Annotated in this window: 14 protein-coding genes; 1 reads left to right on the top strand and 13 read right to left on the bottom strand. The window is 36.1% G+C overall.

The features are described from left to right. Nucleotides 1-271: 271 nt before the first annotated feature. On the top strand, nt 272-829 hold the full coding sequence (locus tag RSC39_RS06890; RefSeq protein WP_332536093.1) for a TetR/AcrR family transcriptional regulator: 558 nt from the start codon (nt 272-274) through the stop codon (nt 827-829). 32 nt (nt 830-861) lie between these two features. On the opposite strand, the gene whiA is transcribed toward RSC39_RS06890, so the two are convergent. The 13 genes from whiA to RSC39_RS06825 all read right to left on the bottom strand — a co-directional run bounded on the left by whiA (nt 862) and on the right by RSC39_RS06825 (nt 15,698). Then, a complete protein-coding gene (gene whiA / locus RSC39_RS06885) occupies nt 862-1,779 on the bottom strand; it encodes a DNA-binding protein WhiA (protein WP_011675974.1) in 918 nt (305 codons plus the stop codon). Between the two features lie 95 nt (nt 1,780-1,874). Further along, nucleotides 1,875-2,858, bottom strand: a complete 984-nt coding sequence (locus RSC39_RS06880; RefSeq protein WP_021037104.1) for a YvcK family protein — start codon at nt 2,856-2,858, stop codon at nt 1,875-1,877. Next, on the bottom strand, nt 2,855-3,742 hold the full coding sequence (gene rapZ / locus RSC39_RS06875) for an RNase adapter RapZ (RefSeq protein WP_011675972.1): 888 nt from the start codon (nt 3,740-3,742) through the stop codon (nt 2,855-2,857). The genes RSC39_RS06880 and rapZ overlap by 4 nt, the downstream gene beginning before the upstream one ends. A 64-nt stretch (nt 3,743-3,806) precedes the next feature. Beyond that, nucleotides 3,807-5,252 (bottom strand): cardiolipin synthase, encoded by a 1,446-nt coding sequence (cls, locus tag RSC39_RS06870; protein WP_042748054.1) that lies wholly within the window; start codon nt 5,250-5,252, stop codon nt 3,807-3,809. A 191-nt stretch (nt 5,253-5,443) separates the two neighbouring features. Beyond that, nucleotides 5,444-6,133 (bottom strand): Crp/Fnr family transcriptional regulator, encoded by a 690-nt coding sequence (locus RSC39_RS06865; protein WP_332536088.1) that lies wholly within the window; start codon nt 6,131-6,133, stop codon nt 5,444-5,446. Further along, complete coding sequence (locus RSC39_RS06860) at nt 6,123-6,662, bottom strand: DNA-binding protein (protein WP_332536086.1); 540 nt, start codon at nt 6,660-6,662, stop codon at nt 6,123-6,125. The genes RSC39_RS06865 and RSC39_RS06860 overlap by 11 nt, the downstream gene beginning before the upstream one ends. A 14-nt stretch (nt 6,663-6,676) precedes the next feature. Next, nucleotides 6,677-6,904, bottom strand: a complete 228-nt coding sequence (locus RSC39_RS06855) for a heavy-metal-associated domain-containing protein (protein WP_332536085.1) — start codon at nt 6,902-6,904, stop codon at nt 6,677-6,679. A gap of 69 nt (nt 6,905-6,973) precedes the next feature. After that, on the bottom strand, nt 6,974-8,833 hold the full coding sequence (locus RSC39_RS06850; RefSeq protein WP_332536083.1) for a heavy metal translocating P-type ATPase: 1,860 nt from the start codon (nt 8,831-8,833) through the stop codon (nt 6,974-6,976). 167 nt (nt 8,834-9,000) lie between these two features. Further along, nucleotides 9,001-10,905, bottom strand: coding sequence for a fructose-specific PTS transporter subunit EIIC (locus tag RSC39_RS06845; RefSeq protein ID WP_015082323.1), 1,905 nt, complete (start codon nt 10,903-10,905; stop codon nt 9,001-9,003). Beyond that, nucleotides 10,905-11,822 carry a 1-phosphofructokinase gene (pfkB, locus tag RSC39_RS06840; protein WP_332536080.1) on the bottom strand — a complete coding sequence of 306 codons (918 nt, stop codon included), beginning with the start codon at nt 11,820-11,822 and terminating at the stop codon, nt 10,905-10,907. Before pfkB ends, RSC39_RS06845 begins: the two co-directional genes overlap by 1 nt. 83 nt (nt 11,823-11,905) lie before the next feature. Next, entirely contained in the window at nt 11,906-12,607 is a 702-nt protein-coding gene (locus RSC39_RS06835; RefSeq protein ID WP_332536078.1) for a DeoR/GlpR family DNA-binding transcription regulator, read from the bottom strand. Nucleotides 12,608-12,728: 121 nt separating this feature from the next. Next, entirely contained in the window at nt 12,729-13,868 is a 1,140-nt protein-coding gene (locus RSC39_RS06830) for an amidohydrolase (RefSeq protein WP_332536076.1), read from the bottom strand. Nucleotides 13,869-13,934: 66 nt separating this feature from the next. Then, a complete protein-coding gene (locus RSC39_RS06825) occupies nt 13,935-15,698 on the bottom strand; it encodes an oleate hydratase (protein WP_332536074.1) in 1,764 nt (587 codons plus the stop codon). Between the last annotated feature and the right edge of the window lie 374 nt (nt 15,699-16,072).

Below are 16,072 nucleotides of genomic sequence, written 5' to 3'. Positions count from 1 at the left end.
AGCTTGACAAATTTGTACTCTGAACTATTCTTATACTTATAGTTCATATTGTACCCTTAACTTTTATAGAGTTCAAGAAAAGTTATCTAAAAATACAACCAAAAACCTTTTAACATCCCTCTTTTTAAAAAATGAACTATTTTATTTTTATAGTTCATATTGTACTCTTTTATTTGAAATGGTTCAAGAAAAAAGTTATAATTTTGTTATATGTAATTTCTATAAAAAATTTACTGACAGATTGCTCTGTCAGCTAGAAAGTGTGTTTGTAGTGAATCAAACTGAACAAAAGAAAAAAGCAATTTTAGAAATCACTTTTCAATTACTAAACGAAAAAAGAATAAAAGATATAAAAATCGAAGAAATTGCTAAAAAAGCGGTTGTTTCTAAGGTAACTCTTTTCAAATACTATCAAAATAAAAGTCATTTGATGAACTATGTTCTTCTAAAATCTTTTGAGCACATGGTCGATGAAATCGAGGAAATCATTCATGGCGACCTTGATTTTACAGATACTTTTCAGGCTATCATTGATCTTGAATTGAAACAACTTAAAGTGTTCAGTCCTGTTTTTTCAGAAAATCTAATGACCCAATATTCCGAAAGTCCTGATTTTTTTGATACTGATGCTCTTTTGCCTCAAGAAAAAATTTACGAAAACCTTTTTGAAAAAGGACAAAAAGAAGAAAAAATTTCTAACGAATACACTAAAGAAGACTTTCTTTTCATCATAAATATTTTTAATTCTGGAATGAAGGGCTTGTCAATAGAAAGGCTTTTAGAAAAAACCGAACTTCTTTCTCGCTTCTTTCTTAATGGTTGGAAATAATAAAAACTGGCTCATTATCAAGCCAGTTTTTATTAACTTTCAACTTTTTTTAAATCATTCGAGCGTTCAACCAGTTTTCTTAGTCGATGGTTGACTCCAGATTTTCCCAATGGTGGGTCCAGTAATTCGCCCAATTCTTTAATCGTTGCTTCTGGATTTTCTAAACGTAAACGAGCAATTTCTTTTAAAGAAGGTGGAAGCTGTTCCAATTCTTTTTTTTCATTAAGAAATTGAATGGCATCAATTGCTTCTTGAGCAGCCATTACGGATTTAGCAATATTCGCATTTTCAAAATTGGACTGACGATTAGCTAACCCCCGCATTTCACGCATAATTTTAGCTTCTTCAAATTTCAATCTCGCCTTCATTGCGCCAATCAAAGTCAAAAAATCCATTATCTCTTCTGCTTTTGACAAATAAAGAATCCACCGATTTTTTCGTTCAATCACTCGAGCATTTAAGCCAAAATCTCGAAATATTTCTTGTAAATCCTCAGCATGTTCCTGATAAACATTGGCGATGGATAATTGATACTCCCCTTTTTCAGGGTTATGCAAAGCTCCAGCCGACAAAAATGCGCCACGCAAATAGTCTTTTTTAATGAATTCATCATTTTTAACAAATTCAGGGACACCATTATCCAGCATCAGTGAATCAGCCAAACTCAATTCATCTAATAATTCGCCAGCACCCTCTGTGATAAAAACAGTATAAACCCGATTTTTAGAAAGTGTTGTTTTTTGATGAACACGAATCTCAGCATGAATTTCATAGAGTTCTTGAAGCATTTGATAAATGTATTTAGCCGTACCAGCATTTTCCGTCGTAATCGATAAAGTTAAACCATTAAAAATCCCAACAGAGCCATTCATTCTTACAAGGGCAAGAAGGGCACCAGTTGTGGCTAAATTACGGGTTAATTCTTTTTTTACATCACTTGTGAAACTCATAATTTTTTCTATTCAGGTTAAAAAATCCTGTCTTGTTCCTTCCTCTTAAACTCTTTATCCGTTTAAAATTACTGACAAATCCTGTCAGTAATTTTTTAATGTCTAAATTCTTGACGTTGAGAAATGGCAACAATTTCTTTGGCAACAGCTTCTCCATTATGGAAGGCCCCACCATCACGCAGTTCCAGAAAATTATTAGAAATCACATTGACTTCTTCAGCCTTCAATGCTGCAAAATCATGATCAACTTGGACCAAATACTCATCAAATTTATTTGTATTCATATATTCTTCTGGCACTTCTTGAATATTCACAAGAACTGTATCAATCACTTTTGTTCCAATATGTTCATTCAAAACACGAACGTGGTCAGCATCCGTGAAATGCTCTGTTTCTCCACGTTGAGTCATAATATTACAAACATAGATAATTTTAGCCGACGTTTTCCATAAAGCTTCACAGATTTCGGGAATAACAATATTGGGTAAAATTGAAGTGAAAAGTGAACCCGGCCCCAAAACAATCGTATCTGCTTCCATAATTGATTTAACAACATTTCGTGAAGCAATTGGGCTTTCGCCATTGACAGTTTGAGTCAGGTAAACATGGTCAATCAAGCCTTTATAGCCTGCAATTTGGCTCTCACCGCTTACCTCATGACTATCTTTAAAAACAGCATGTAATGTCAATGCTGCATCAGATGAAGGGTATATTTTCCCTTCAACATGAAAGAATTGAGCCAAGGTTTGAATCGCACGATAGGTTGACCCTTGCATTTCAGAAATTGCGGCAATAATTAAATTCCCAAGAGGGTGTCCTGCCAATTCTCCATCAGATTTATCAAATCGATACTGTAAAATATCGGCATAAAATTTAGGCATGTCTGACATTGCAATCAATACATTTCTCAAATCACCAGGAGGAGCGATACTGACTGCTGAACGAATCCGTCCAGAAGAACCTCCATCATCCGCAACGGTTACAATCGCTGTTAAATCAACTTTTTCTTTACGTAATGCTTTTAGAACGACAGGAATTCCGGTCCCACCACCGATAACGACAACTTTAGGATTGCTCATGAACGATTTACCGTTTCCTTTCTACGGTCTTTATCTCTATGACTAACATTTAGATGCCATTTTTCTCTTAAAGCAGCAGAAACTCGTTCAGCAAAGGCCACTGAGCGGTGTTGACCTCCGGTACAGCCAAAAGCAATTGTCAAAACTGATTTCCCTTCTTTTTTATAAGCAGGGAGAATCGGAACCAACATCTTCATCAAATTTTGATAGAATTCTTCAGATTGCGGATGTTCCATCACATAATCATAAACTTCTTGATCTGTTCCATTTTTATCACGTAATTCAGAAATATAATGTGGATTCGGTAAAAAACGGACATCAAAAACCAAATCAGCATCCAATGGCAAACCGTACTTAAAACCAAAAGACATCACTTCAATTCGGAAAGTTGATTCTGTACTTGTCGCAAATTTTTGCAAAATTCTTGCTCGAAGATTTCTTGGTGTTAATTCACTGGTATCAATCACTACTTCTGATAAATTTTTTAAATCAGCTAAAATCTCACGCTCTTTAGTAATTCCATCCAGTGTTCGACCATCAATTGCCAGTGGGTGGCTTCGTCTAGTCTCTTTATAACGGGAAACCAATTCAGTATCATTGGCATCTAAAAACAACAATTTAAAGTTCACACTCGTGTTATCTGTCAATTCGGTCACAATACTTTGAATATCTTCAAAGAAAGCACGCGAACGCATATCAACGACTAAGGCCACTTTATCAATTTTATTATCAGGTGTATTCAATAGCCCAACAAATTTTTCAATTAAATTTGGTGGCATATTGTCCACTGTAAAATAGCCCATATCTTCAAAGGATTGAATCGCAACTGTTTTGCCTGCGCCAGACATTCCTGTAATGATTACAATATTGAGTTTATTGTCCATCTCTTTCCTCCATTTTCATCTTATCATTCCAAATGATAATTTTTGCTCTATCTTAGTTTCTAAATCAAAGCATTGGTGCAATTAAGCGAGCCAGTCCTTCTTTAAAACGAATCAGTTTTGATCTTTCTTCATAACGCTCTAAAGTCAATGGACGGCTTAACTTCAAGTCTTTCATAAAATCATTTCGCAATTTTTGTGAAATATCATAATCATAAATAACAACATTTGCTTCAAAACATAATTGTAAGCTTCGATAATCCAAATTTGCCGAACCAACTGAGGCATACTCTCCATCAATAATTAACGTTTTAGAATGAACAAATCCATTTTCATAAGTATAAACCTTGGCACCATATTTAACTAAATCAGCGGCATGGAAATATGTCGCCCAGTAAACCAGCGGATGGTCTGGCTTGTTAGGAATTAACATTTTAACTTGTACACCTGATAAAAGGGCCAATTTTATTGACTCATGCAAGGCATCAGAAGGAATATAATAGGGCGTTTGAATGATAATTTCTCGTTCAGCACCAGAAATCATCTTCATGTAAGTCAATTTGATTTGCTCTTTATCCTCATCTGGACCAGAAGTCACAAGTTGAGTCGCTACATGTCCTTCAACAATAGAATCTGGAAAATAAGGCTCTCCCTCAGTCACTTCAAAATGATGTTGTGAATTCCAGTCTAAAATAAAACGATGCTGTAAGCTATAAACAATATCACCAGTCAATCGTAAATGATTGTCACGCCAATATCCAAATTTTTTCGTAATTGAAGCATATTCATCACCGACATTGAATCCACCTGTATAGCCAACCACACCATCAATCACAACGATTTTACGGTGCAAACGGTAATTTGTTCGGGGATTAACTAAGGGCATAATCAAGGGGAAAAATTGAGCCACATGTCCACCAGCTTCTTGAAGCTCTTTAAAGCTGGACATTTTAGTCTTATTTGAACCCCAAGCGTCAATTAAAAGTTTCACCTCTACTCCACGTTTTGCGGCTGCCAGTAAGGCATCGTAGATTTCATGACCCATTCGATCCATTCTAAAAATATAATATTCCATATGGACATGATGCTTGGCTTGATTTATATCTTCTATCAAAGCGTTAAATTTCTGGCGTCCATCATTAAAAATTTTGACACCAGTATTTGTTGAAATAATCGATTTTTCTTCAACATAAAGCATGTGAATTAGTTGACCAATCACATGATTTTTTCTCATTTTTTCAATAAACAATCTATCTGTATATGATTTTTCCGCATGTTCAAGTTGTTTTTCAAAGCCAAGTTGAAACCTTTTACGGTCTTTAAAAATACGATAATGTGAAATTCCACGACCAATGAGTAAATATAAAATAAAGCCGATAATCGGCAATAAATTAACTACAAAGAGCCATGACCAAGTTGCTGCTGTTGATTTTCTTTCCCTAAAAATAATGACAAAGGATAAAATAACATTAAGAAAAAAAAGTGCCAGCTCAAAAAGTGCAATAAAACTCATAATAATTTCTCCCAATCCCCCAGTTTACTCCTTCCATTATATCAAAAAACAAGCCCTTTTGTTGATAATCCTCATTGTTTACTTAGGTTTCATTTTTTCATTAAAAATAAAATACTGACAGAATCAATTCGTCAGTATTTTTTTGATTATATTTTTTCCGTCAGTAAATAAATTTACTGACAGAAATTTGTCTAAGCATATTCATCTTCAAGTCTTTCATAATCTAAAATTTTGAAAGATTTTCCGTAATGCTCGACCAATCCCTTCTCTTCTAAGAGACGAAGTTTTCGGCTGATTGTTTCATGAGTCGTGCCAATAAATGCTGACAAATCCTTCAAAGTCATTGGAATTTGTACATAAGATCCGTCAGTAATTTTAGCCAAATCCAATAAATAGTTAGCAAGACGCATTTCTACAGATTCCATCATCAAAAACTTGGCTTGTTGCTCCGTTTCATTTTGTTTCACAGCGTTCATTTCAAGAAGACGGAGGGAAAGTTGAGGTTTAGCGAGTAAGAGTTTTGTAAAATCGGATTTTCTGACAAAACAAATCGTACTATCCGATAGCGCTTCGCCAAATAAGTTTTTATTGACAAGGCCGAAAATAGATTTTTCTCCTTCATATCCACCAGGTTCAATCACTCTTAATAGCTGTTCTTTTCCAGTGGATGAGATTTGATATATTTTTAAACTTCCTTTGGCAACTATTGTCAGAAGTGGCTCTGCCGATGGTTGAATAACCGTTTCACCTTTTTTGACTTTTTTATGTTGAACAATTTCTTCAACTTGAGCAAGCTCATCTGGACTCAAGTCAGAAAAAAGTGGGACTAGCTGGATACAATGGTGGTCACTTAAATGCTCATCAAAATCTTTAATCGTCATCTTCCTCCTCAATAAATTCGCCTATCATTTTTCCAAGTTCTCCTGCAAAATAGCGAATAATAGACAAATTATAGCCGTAAAGCTTGCGAATTACAAGTTCTAAGCTAAATTTTTCTTCCTTTTGTGCTAGTTTAATCGCTCGTCCGATAAATAAATTTTGGTTCTGAAAATCATTGATAAAGTTTTCTATCAATGCTTCATCTGTCCAATACTTGGCTTTGGGGTCATTTTCAATGAATTTATGATTGCTGACAAATTCGTCAAGCGTCGTTGGGACCAATTCATTTTCATCAAGTAACTGCTCAGAAATAAGATAAAACCATTCGTCTTCTTTTAGGGCAATTTCACGAAATTTTATGCGATAATCTGCACTTTTGGCATAAAGCCCTGCCTGCATCAAACTTATTTTTTCATAAAAAATATTAGACAAAACATGACTCAACATCGCACCAGCAGTTGGTTTATGGTGGTCAATCTCAGTTTTTTTGACTTCTGCTTCATATTTTTCATCAATACTTACTTCAATCATTTTTCCCTCCTTGCTCAAACTAGCGTAACTTTTGAGCTTTGCACGGGATATCCGAGCTTTTCAACTTTAGTGACCAATTCGTCAGATTTGACGATATTTTCGTCAAACTCAGCTTTGACTTTTGAGGCATTAAACAAAACTTTGGCAGAAATCACTCCCTTTGTCCCAGTCATTGCCCCTTCGATTTTTGCAAGACAAGATGGGCAACTTAGCTCACCAAGTTTCATAATTATTTTAGACATCTTCTTTCCTTCTTTCTTTAACTTTTCTCTTATTTTACCGCTATTCTAATCATAAAAAATTGATTTGTATCAATTAATCTTTTTATTTTTATAAGAAATCAAACGCATCCCATTTAAAATAACCACCAAAATCGACGCTTCATGAACAAACATTCCCGTACCCATATTGACAAAATTTGGAACAAATCCTGTCCCACCTAAAATCAAGCTGACAAGTAGAAAAATAACGACAGCAATCGCAAGCCCAATATTTTGACGCATATTTCTCACAGTATTTTTTGCCAATCCATAAGCCTGAACTAACTCAGCAAAACTAGACTTCATCAACACAACGTCAGACGTTTCAATCGCAATATCTGTACCAGAACCCATGGCAATCCCAATATCGGCAAGGGCAAGCGACGGACTATCATTAATTCCATCACCAATAAAAGCAAGCTTATGTCCTGACGATTTAAATTCACTGACAATTCTTGCTTTATCTTCTGGCAGCAGATTCGCATGAACTTCATCAATTCCCAATTCCTTTGCAACATTTCTGGCAGTCACTTCATTATCGCCGGTCAACATCACCATTTTCTTCATTCCATTACGCCTTAGGGCTCTCAGCGCTTTTTTAACATCAGGACGGATTTCGTCAGCAATTCCATAGATTAATTTGAGCTGACCAGCTTTTGCAACAAGCACGATCGACATCCCTTTTTCTTCTACTTCTCTCAAACTTTGTTTTTGAGAATCTGTCAGTAAAATTTCATGGGCTGTCAGTAATTTTTCATTTCCAATCAATAGGTCATCAGCAATAATTCCCTGACCTCTAACCACATCTAGCTCGTTAATTTTTTCCTTTTTCTGACTCCCAATAAATCTAACAATCGCAGTCGCGAGTGGATGATTAGATTGAGTTTCAATTGTCGATATTTTCGTCAGTAAATTTTCTGAGATTTCGCCATATTTTTTTACTAATACAACCTCTGTTTCACCTTTTGTCAGTGTTCCTGTTTTATCAAAAAGTAAGGTATCGGTCCGACTAAAAGTGTCCATCACCTCTCCTCCTTTGATCAATAGACCATTTTTCGCACCATTACCAATCGCAGCAACATTAGATACCGGCGCACCAATCACTAAGGCCCCCGGGCAACCCAATACCAAAATCGTAATAGCAAGCTCCAAATTTTGACTCATGAGCCAAGTTATAATCGCTATCAAAAGTACGATTGGTGTGTAATATTTTGCAAAACGGTCAATAAATTTTTCAGCAGGTGATTTAGTATCTTGTGCTTCTTCAACTAATTCGATGATTTTTCCAAAAGTTGTATCTTCGCCCACTTTTTCAGCAGTCACATAGAGGCTTCCATTTACTAAAATACTCCCTGAAAATACTTGCTCGCCACTGTTTTTCTTAACTTCCTGTGACTCCCCTGTAATAGCCGATTCATTGACAAAAGCAGAACCGCTGTAAACTCGACCATCTACAGGCACCTGACTTCCTGTTTTTATCAGAAGCTTATCGCCTACTTTGACTTTGTCAATATCAATCTCTCTTCCATCCGCAAAAAGCGCTCTTGTCGGCGCCATTTGCGACAGTTCTTTAATTGATGACCGCGTTTTTTCAAGCGTTCTTTTTTCCAGATAAGTTCCGAAAGTAAATAAGAAAGTTACGATAGCAGATTCTTCAAATTCTCTAATGAAAATCGCACCCACTACCGCAATCGTAACCAACAAGTCAATCGAAATTTGTTTGAATTTTAAAGCCTGATAAGCGTGGATTCCAATCGGTAACCCACCCAAAATTGAAGCGATGAGCATTGTTAAATTCCAAGCTAATTCATTAGCAAAAACATATTTCCCCAAGAAACCAAACCCAATCAATATTGCTGATACCAGCATCAAGCGATTTGCATTTTTTTGTAACCATTTTTGAAAAGCCATTTTCCAATCATCCTTTTATTTTTATAATTACAGTATAGTTCAAAAACAAAAGAATAAAATTGATTTCTGTCAATAAAAAAACTGAGTCCCCATTCTTTGAAGTTTATTTTGGTTCTTTTATAAACAAAAAAAAGCGGGATTATCCGCTTTTTTCATTTTATTCAATTCTATTTAGCCTTTTTCAAAGCTCCAAACAATAGGCCTGAAACAATTGCTCCAATCAAGATGAACAATAGATAAAGTAAAGGATTATTTGTCAAAGCAAGTACGAAGACTCCACCATGTGGTGCCATCAATTTAATGTTTGCCATACCAGTCAAACCACCGGCTACTGCTGCTCCAATCATAAATGATGGAATTGCGCGTGCTGGGTCAGCTGCTCCAAATGGAATTGAACCTTCAGTGATGAATGAAAGCCCCATCACAATGTTTGTCAAACCAGCATTACGTTCTTCTTTGGTAAATTTATTTTTAAACAAGATAACAGCTACTGTAGTTGCGAGTGGTGGAACCATCCCACCAGCCATAACTGCTGCCATTGTTACTGAACCACCAGTTGAAACTGTTGCTGCTAAAGTACCAGTTGCAAAGATATAAGCAGCTTTGTTGATTGGACCACCAAGGTCAATAGCCATCATTCCACCAACGACTAGACCAAGAACAAGGGCAGATGCGCCTGATAAGCTTGCTAGGAAGTTAGAAAGTCCGGTATTAATTGCGGCCATTGGGATATTGACAAAAAGCATTAAGAAACCTGTGATAAATGTTCCAACTAATGGATAAATCAATATGGCTTTAATCCCATCAAGTGAACGCGGAAGTTTTGCGAAGACTTTACGAAGAAGAATAATCACTCCACCAGCAAGGAAACCACCAACCAAGGCTCCTAAGAAACCAGACGGAATCATTTTAGCAGGGTCTAAATGACCAAAAGCCAAACCAGAAGATGCCATAGAACCAGCGACAAAACCAGCAACTAAACCAGGCTTATCAGCGATTGAGTTTGCAATGAAACCGGCTAAAACAGGTAACATAAAGGCAAAAGCCGCGCCCCCAACATTTTTAAAGTAAGCAGCTAAAGGATGATAAACTCCAAGGTTGGCCAATTGACTTTGAGGAACCCCCATCGCTTGGTCAATCAAGAAAGCAAGAGCGATAAGAATCCCACCTCCGACAACGAATGGAAGCATTGCAGAAACACCACCCATTAAGTGTTTATAGAAAGCTTTACCTAAGCCACCAGATGATTCTTCTTTTACTTCATCCGTTCCATCTGCTTCATAGATTGGTGCATTTCCTGAAAGCGCACGATTAATTAATTCTTCCGTATCTCGAATGGCGTGTGCAACTGGAACTTGAACCATTTCTTTACCAGCAAAACGATTCATTTCGACTTTTTTGTCCGCAGCTACGATAACAGCATCAGCTTTTTGAATATCAGCTGAAGTTAATTTATTATCAATTCCACGCGCACCATTGGTTTCAACCTTTATACCAACACCCATTTCCAAGGCTTGTTTTTTAAGTGCTTCTTCAGCCATGTAAGTATGGGCAATTCCTGTTGTACATGCTGTTACAGCTACAATGTAATGTTCAGCATTTTCAAGAGTTGCAACTTCTTCTTGTTTTTCAGAAAAGAGTTGAATGACTTCGCGTGGGTATTCAACTTTTCTCAAACGGTCTTGGAAACCGTCTTTAAGAAGATAAGTGGAAAGTTGTGCCAAAGCTTCTAAGTGAGTATCATTAGCACCATCTGGGGCTGCAATCATGAAGAAAAGATTGACAGGTTGACCATCTAATGCCGCGTAATCAACACCAGTTTTTGATTTTGCAAATAGAACAACCGGTTCATTAACAGCGGTATTTTTACTGTGAGGCATGGCAATCCCGTCACCAAGTCCAGTTGAAGTTTGCGCTTCACGTGCCATAATTCCTGCTTTAAAAGTTGCAAAATCACTGACATAACCTTCAGAAACTAATTTATTGACCATTTCATCAATAACGGCTTCTTTGCTAGTTGCTTGGAGGTCAAGAATCATAACCTCTGTTTTTAATAAATCTTTAATTTCCATCATTTCACCTCTGAAATATTAACTTTTTTATAAATATCTTCCAAAAATGCTCGGCTTGGCATATCATCTGAGAATGCCTTTGAAGTTCCGCAAGCAATCGCTTGTCTGAATGCTAAGAGTGGATCTTTAGATTGACTATATTCGGCCAAAAATCCTGCAACAGTCGAATCACCAGCTCCAATAGAATTTTTTAATTCTCCCTTAATCCCTTGAGCAAAATAAACTTTCTCATTCGTAAAGAGGAGGGCTCCATCTCCAGCCATTGAAACAATAACATTTTGAGCACCCATGTCTAATAGTTTTTTACCATAAGGTATAATTTGCTCATTATTTTCAAAGCTTGTCCCAAAAATCGCTTCTAATTCTTCACGATTTGGTTTGATAAGCAAGGGATGAGCTGGGAGCGAATCAAGTAGTTTTTTACCATCAACATCCATAACGAATGTTGCCCCGCACTCTTGTACTTTTTCAATCAAACGCTCATAGAAATCTTCACCTAAAGTTTTAGGAATTGTTCCCGCAAAAACGACAATATCATTTGGGGTCAAATGATTAAATTTTTCAAGAAAATGATTGATTTCTTTTTCTTCAAGTTTCGGTCCAGTAGCATCTAGGCTGGTTTCATTTTCTTGACTCTTAAGTTTCACATTAATTCTAGTCAAATCTGCTATTTCTGTAAAATCCGAATCAATTTGATTCTCATTTAAAAAATCTTTAATATATTGACCAGAAAAACCACCTAGAAATCCCAAAGCCTTACTCTCGGCTCCTAAAAGACTGAGCATGCGGCTTTCCATAATTCCTTTACCACCTGCTGAAATCTGTGTTTTTCCTGTTCTGTTAACCTCACCCAGTGATATAGCCTCATAGTTCATGAAGTAGTCAAGCGCTGGATTGAGTGTTACTGTATAAATCATAGTTCTCCTTTTATTTAAGACGTAAGTTTGAAATATTAACATTTAGTGAAATCTTTTCACTTTTATTTATAAAAAAACATACTCTAATTATTCTCGGTAATTAATTCAACCTCTTCAGAATTAGCAAATTTTACGAAACTCATTTGGCCTAATTTGGAAGAGTCAGCCAAAACATAAGCATTCTGACTTTGTTTAACCGCTAATCCTTTAATTGCTGCTTCTTCATGGTCTGGCGTCATTGCGCCATGCTCGGTATCAAAACCGTTCGCACCCACAAAGGCCACATTAAATTGATAGGCAGATAGTTGTTCCAAGGCCTGACTTCCAATGATTGCATCTGTTACCTTTTTCACTCGTCCACCGAGTAAATAAACAATCAATCGGTCATCTGTCAATTTTGCTAAATGCGTGACAGAGTTAGTTACAATCGTTAGATAAAGATGTGATTGATTGATAAGTTCTGCTAAAAGACCAGTTGTTGTTCCAGCATCTAGAAAGACAATATCTCCATCTTTAATTTTTGATAAGGCAATTTGCGCGATTTCTTCTTTTTCTTGAATGTTTTTGGACGTTTTTTCAGAAATACTTAACTCTTCTGATAAATCCTGTGTAAGTTCGGCTCCACCATGGACCCGCCTTAAACTCTTTTCTTTCTCCAATTCATTCAAATCACGCCTAAGTGTTGAAATAGAGCAATCCATCAGGGTGAGAAGTTCTTCTATTGTTGCTCTCCTATTTATTTTTAGATAGTCAACAATCCTTTTTTTTCTTTCATTTGCTAACATTTCCATCTCCTGAATTCGTTTACAAAAATTATTATAACACCTTTATCTATCAAAATCAATCATTAACTATCATTTTCTTTCAAAAATGTTCAAAAATAAAAAACCGTTCAAAAATACGGCTTTATTTAAGATATTCGAGTAAGTGCTGAGCAGATTGTATGTAGTATTCAACAGCAACTTTTAATGTCTCATCTTGGACAAGCATATCAGGAAAGTGAAGACCAGAAGCCTCCGGTCCATTTGAACCAATAAATGCAAAGAAACTTGGTGCTTGTTTTTGATAATTAGCAAAATCTTCCCCAGCGCTCGAAGGTTCAGGATAAATCACTTTATCGTACCATTGTTCTGTTCTTTGCCTGATTTGTTCTGTCAGTTCAAAATCGTTAAAGGTCGGTTCTGCTTCCATAAGCCACTTAATTTCTACTTGAACATCATACGCTTTTGCGGTTGCTTCAATAATTTCGCTAAACCTTCTTTTAGTCAAAGTCCGCACTTCATTCTCAAACGTTCTTATTGTCCCTTCTAATCTGGCATTATTTGGTAAGACATTCCAAGTATTGCCCGATTCAATATGGGTTATTGAGACAACCGCCGTTTTTTGAGGTGAAATATTTCTGGATACAATTTGTTGGAGATTTTGGACGATTGCAGAGCTGGCTAAAATAAGGTCTCTTCCTTCTTGAGGATACGCTGCATGACTTCCTTGTCCTTTAACAATAATTTCGAAACGTTCGACTGCAGCCATGACCCCTCCTTCGCGCAATCCAATGAGTCCGGTTGGTAAAGTTGGCATATTATGATAACCCAAAAAAGCTTGTACGTCTGATAGTAGACCGGTTTGTAAAACTTGCTTAGCCCCTTCACCGATTTCTTCAGCAGGTTGAAATATAAGTTTTATTGTCCCTTTTAACTCCTGCTCCTGTTTTTTTAATAATTGAGCTGCACCAAGGAGACTTGTCATATGCAAATCATGACCACAAGCATGCATTGCTCCTTTATTTTTAGATTCAAACTCTAGACCTGTTTCTTCTAAAATTGGTAGGGCATCAATATCTGCTCTTAATGCAATCACTGGTTTTCCAGAACCTATCTTGGCAACAAGTCCTGTTTTTAGGTTACTTTCTAGTATCTCGATTTGCCAGTCTAATAATTTTTCACGAATGAACTTTGTAGTTTCGAATTCTTCTTCTGATACTTCAGGGTGAGCATGAAGGTAATGACGAATCTCAACAAGTTCCTTATATAATTTTTCTTTAATCATAAAAATAATTGTAGCAAAAATAGCGAAGCATTAGACTTCGCTATTTCTATTGACCCCATTTAAATTTTAAATCAATCCAGCCTCTTCTAAAACCTCTTCAAGATAGGTTCCTTTGAGTTTTTTGAGACCAACTTTCAAAGCTTGTTTCTTGATGAATGACAAATCCAAATCTTCTAATTTTTGTTTATCTGATAGATAGTAGACTGAACTAGCCAAAGTTCGCAAATCATAAGCTGAAGCATACACTTCAGGAATTCCTCGATCAACATTCAATAATTGATATACAGCTTCCATGGCTGTTCTCACTGAATATTCTGTAGTAAAAACGGTATCGCGGGCTGTTTCAGCAAAATTACCTAGAAAAGCTAAATTTACTGATTGTTCAGGTACAACAAGTGGGCGGTCACCGGGTTCACGAAGCATGAAATATGAAGTAATGAAAGGCATATAAACTGGAATTGTATTGGTATTTTCTTTCACAAATGCTTCAATCTCGTCTTCTGGCATCCCTAAATGATAGAGTAATTCTTGAGTAATTTCTTCACCTGTACAATCTTCAATAGGTTTTTTGATGTAATTACCTGGTGTATTTGAAAGAAGACCATAGACCCAAGTGACTGATTCTTCGTCATTTTGTTCCTTAAAGTGAGGTTGGCGGTGTGTTGTAAATGAAAGTAACCAATTTGAATCTTTTACAGTGATGATACCACCTGTCACTACTTTTCCTGAACGTAATTGACGATGTGTTAATTTTTCAAAATAAGGTTGGATTTTCAAATTTTTCCAAGTAACAGTTGCTGACACAACCCAAGCTTCTTTAGGAATATCCTTACAAAAAACATCTGGATGTCCGAATTCTTCTGATTGTTTAGCCAAATTTTGCCAAAGTTTCCAAGAGCCACCTAATTCATTTGTTTTTGGTGCAGCTTGTGTTGGCGAACCTTGTGTTGAACTTTCAGTAATTGAACCATTTGTAACGAAAACCAAATCATTTTCTGTCAGTTCTATTGTTTTTTTGTCAGCAAAAATAATGGACTTAGCGACTTTTTTACCATTTGAAAAATCAACTTCAACATTTTCGACTTGAGCACCATATTTAAAATCGACGCTATGTTCTTTCAGATATGAAAGTAATGGTTTAACAAGGGATTCATATTGATTATATTTCGTGAATTTTAGAGCTGAAAAATCAGGCAATCCTTTAATATGATGAATAAATCTCATGATATAACGACGCATTTCAATGGCTGAATGCCATTTTTCAAAAGCAAACATTGAGCACCAGTAAAGCCAGAAATTTGATTCGAAAAATTCGTCGGTAAAACAATCTTCAATGGTTTTACCTACAAGTAATTCTTCTTTTGTCATAAATAATTTGACAATTTCTTCTTGGGCCTTCGGACTTAATGTAAATTTCCCGTCATCATCCACTCGTTCACCACGATTATGAATAATCCGACAATTAGATGAATTAGGGTCATCACGGTCAATACGATAAAATTCGTCTAAAACAGACGCATTGTCCACTTCTAGAGATGGAACTGAGCGGAATAAATCCCAAAGACATTCAAAATGATTTTCCATTTCACGACCACCACGTACAACAAAGCCATCATGTGGAATAAATGAACCGTCTAAGGAGCCACCTGACAAAGGTAATTCTTCTAAAATATGAATACGGTCACCAGACATTTGACCGTCACGAATTAAAAATACTGCTGTTGCAAGGCCAGCAAGACCTGCCCCAATGATATAAGCTGATTTTCCATCAACATTTTCTGGTTTTCTTGGGTGAACGAAAGCTTCATAATTTCCATTTGTATAACGCATAATAATTAACCTCCTCGAATTCTAAACAACATATTTCGGCTAAAATTTTAGCCTTTCTTTTTTAATTCTCCTCCAATCTCTTACTAATTTCATCATAGTACAAGAGTAAAACGATTGCAAGAATCTGAAACGTTTTTTGGACACCTTGTCCATTTTGTCTAAATTCTCCATATTTTTATATAAAAAAAGTACTGACGAAATGATCAGTACTTTTTTAAAATATTATTTGCTTTCTTCAAAGTCGCCATCAAATGTATTAGCATCTTTTGGTCCTTCTTGAGAATCTGTTGCTTCACCCGCTTCTCCTTGAGCTGCGTTTGCTTGTTCATAAAGTTTTACAGCAAGGTTTTGAGCGATTTCAGAAAGTGCTTCTG

This window comes from Lactococcus sp., from assembly GCF_036648155.1.
In the GTDB taxonomy this organism is placed as follows: Bacteria; Bacillota; Bacilli; order Lactobacillales; family Streptococcaceae; genus Lactococcus; species Lactococcus cremoris.
The sequence above is the reverse complement of the archived record's forward strand: the minus strand, read 5'-3'. Positions and strand labels throughout refer to the sequence as shown.

What these genes read in the sequence shown, in the direction of transcription:
- RSC39_RS06830 (WP_332536076.1), bottom strand. Translation starts at nt 13,868, where the DNA reads ATGATTAAAGAAAAATTATATAAGGAACTTGTTGAGATTCGTCATTAC.
- cls (WP_042748054.1), bottom strand. Translation starts at nt 5,252, where the DNA reads ATGAGTTTTATTGCACTTTTTGAGCTGGCACTTTTTTTTCTTAATGTT.
- RSC39_RS06825 (WP_332536074.1), bottom strand. Translation starts at nt 15,698, where the DNA reads ATGCGTTATACAAATGGAAATTATGAAGCTTTCGTTCACCCAAGAAAA.
- pfkB (WP_332536080.1), bottom strand. Translation starts at nt 11,822, where the DNA reads ATGATTTATACAGTAACACTCAATCCAGCGCTTGACTACTTCATGAAC.
- whiA (WP_011675974.1), bottom strand. Translation starts at nt 1,779, where the DNA reads ATGAGTTTCACAAGTGATGTAAAAAAAGAATTAACCCGTAATTTAGCC.
- rapZ (WP_011675972.1), bottom strand. Translation starts at nt 3,742, where the DNA reads ATGGACAATAAACTCAATATTGTAATCATTACAGGAATGTCTGGCGCA.
- RSC39_RS06880 (WP_021037104.1), bottom strand. Translation starts at nt 2,858, where the DNA reads ATGAGCAATCCTAAAGTTGTCGTTATCGGTGGTGGGACCGGAATTCCT.
- RSC39_RS06860 (WP_332536086.1), bottom strand. Translation starts at nt 6,662, where the DNA reads ATGATTGAAGTAAGTATTGATGAAAAATATGAAGCAGAAGTCAAAAAA.
- RSC39_RS06850 (WP_332536083.1), bottom strand. Translation starts at nt 8,833, where the DNA reads ATGGCTTTTCAAAAATGGTTACAAAAAAATGCAAATCGCTTGATGCTG.
- RSC39_RS06845 (WP_015082323.1), bottom strand. Translation starts at nt 10,905, where the DNA reads ATGGAAATTAAAGATTTATTAAAAACAGAGGTTATGATTCTTGACCTC.
- RSC39_RS06855 (WP_332536085.1), bottom strand. Translation starts at nt 6,904, where the DNA reads ATGTCTAAAATAATTATGAAACTTGGTGAGCTAAGTTGCCCATCTTGT.
- RSC39_RS06865 (WP_332536088.1), bottom strand. Translation starts at nt 6,133, where the DNA reads ATGACGATTAAAGATTTTGATGAGCATTTAAGTGACCACCATTGTATC.
- RSC39_RS06835 (WP_332536078.1), bottom strand. Translation starts at nt 12,607, where the DNA reads ATGTTAGCAAATGAAAGAAAAAAAAGGATTGTTGACTATCTAAAAATA.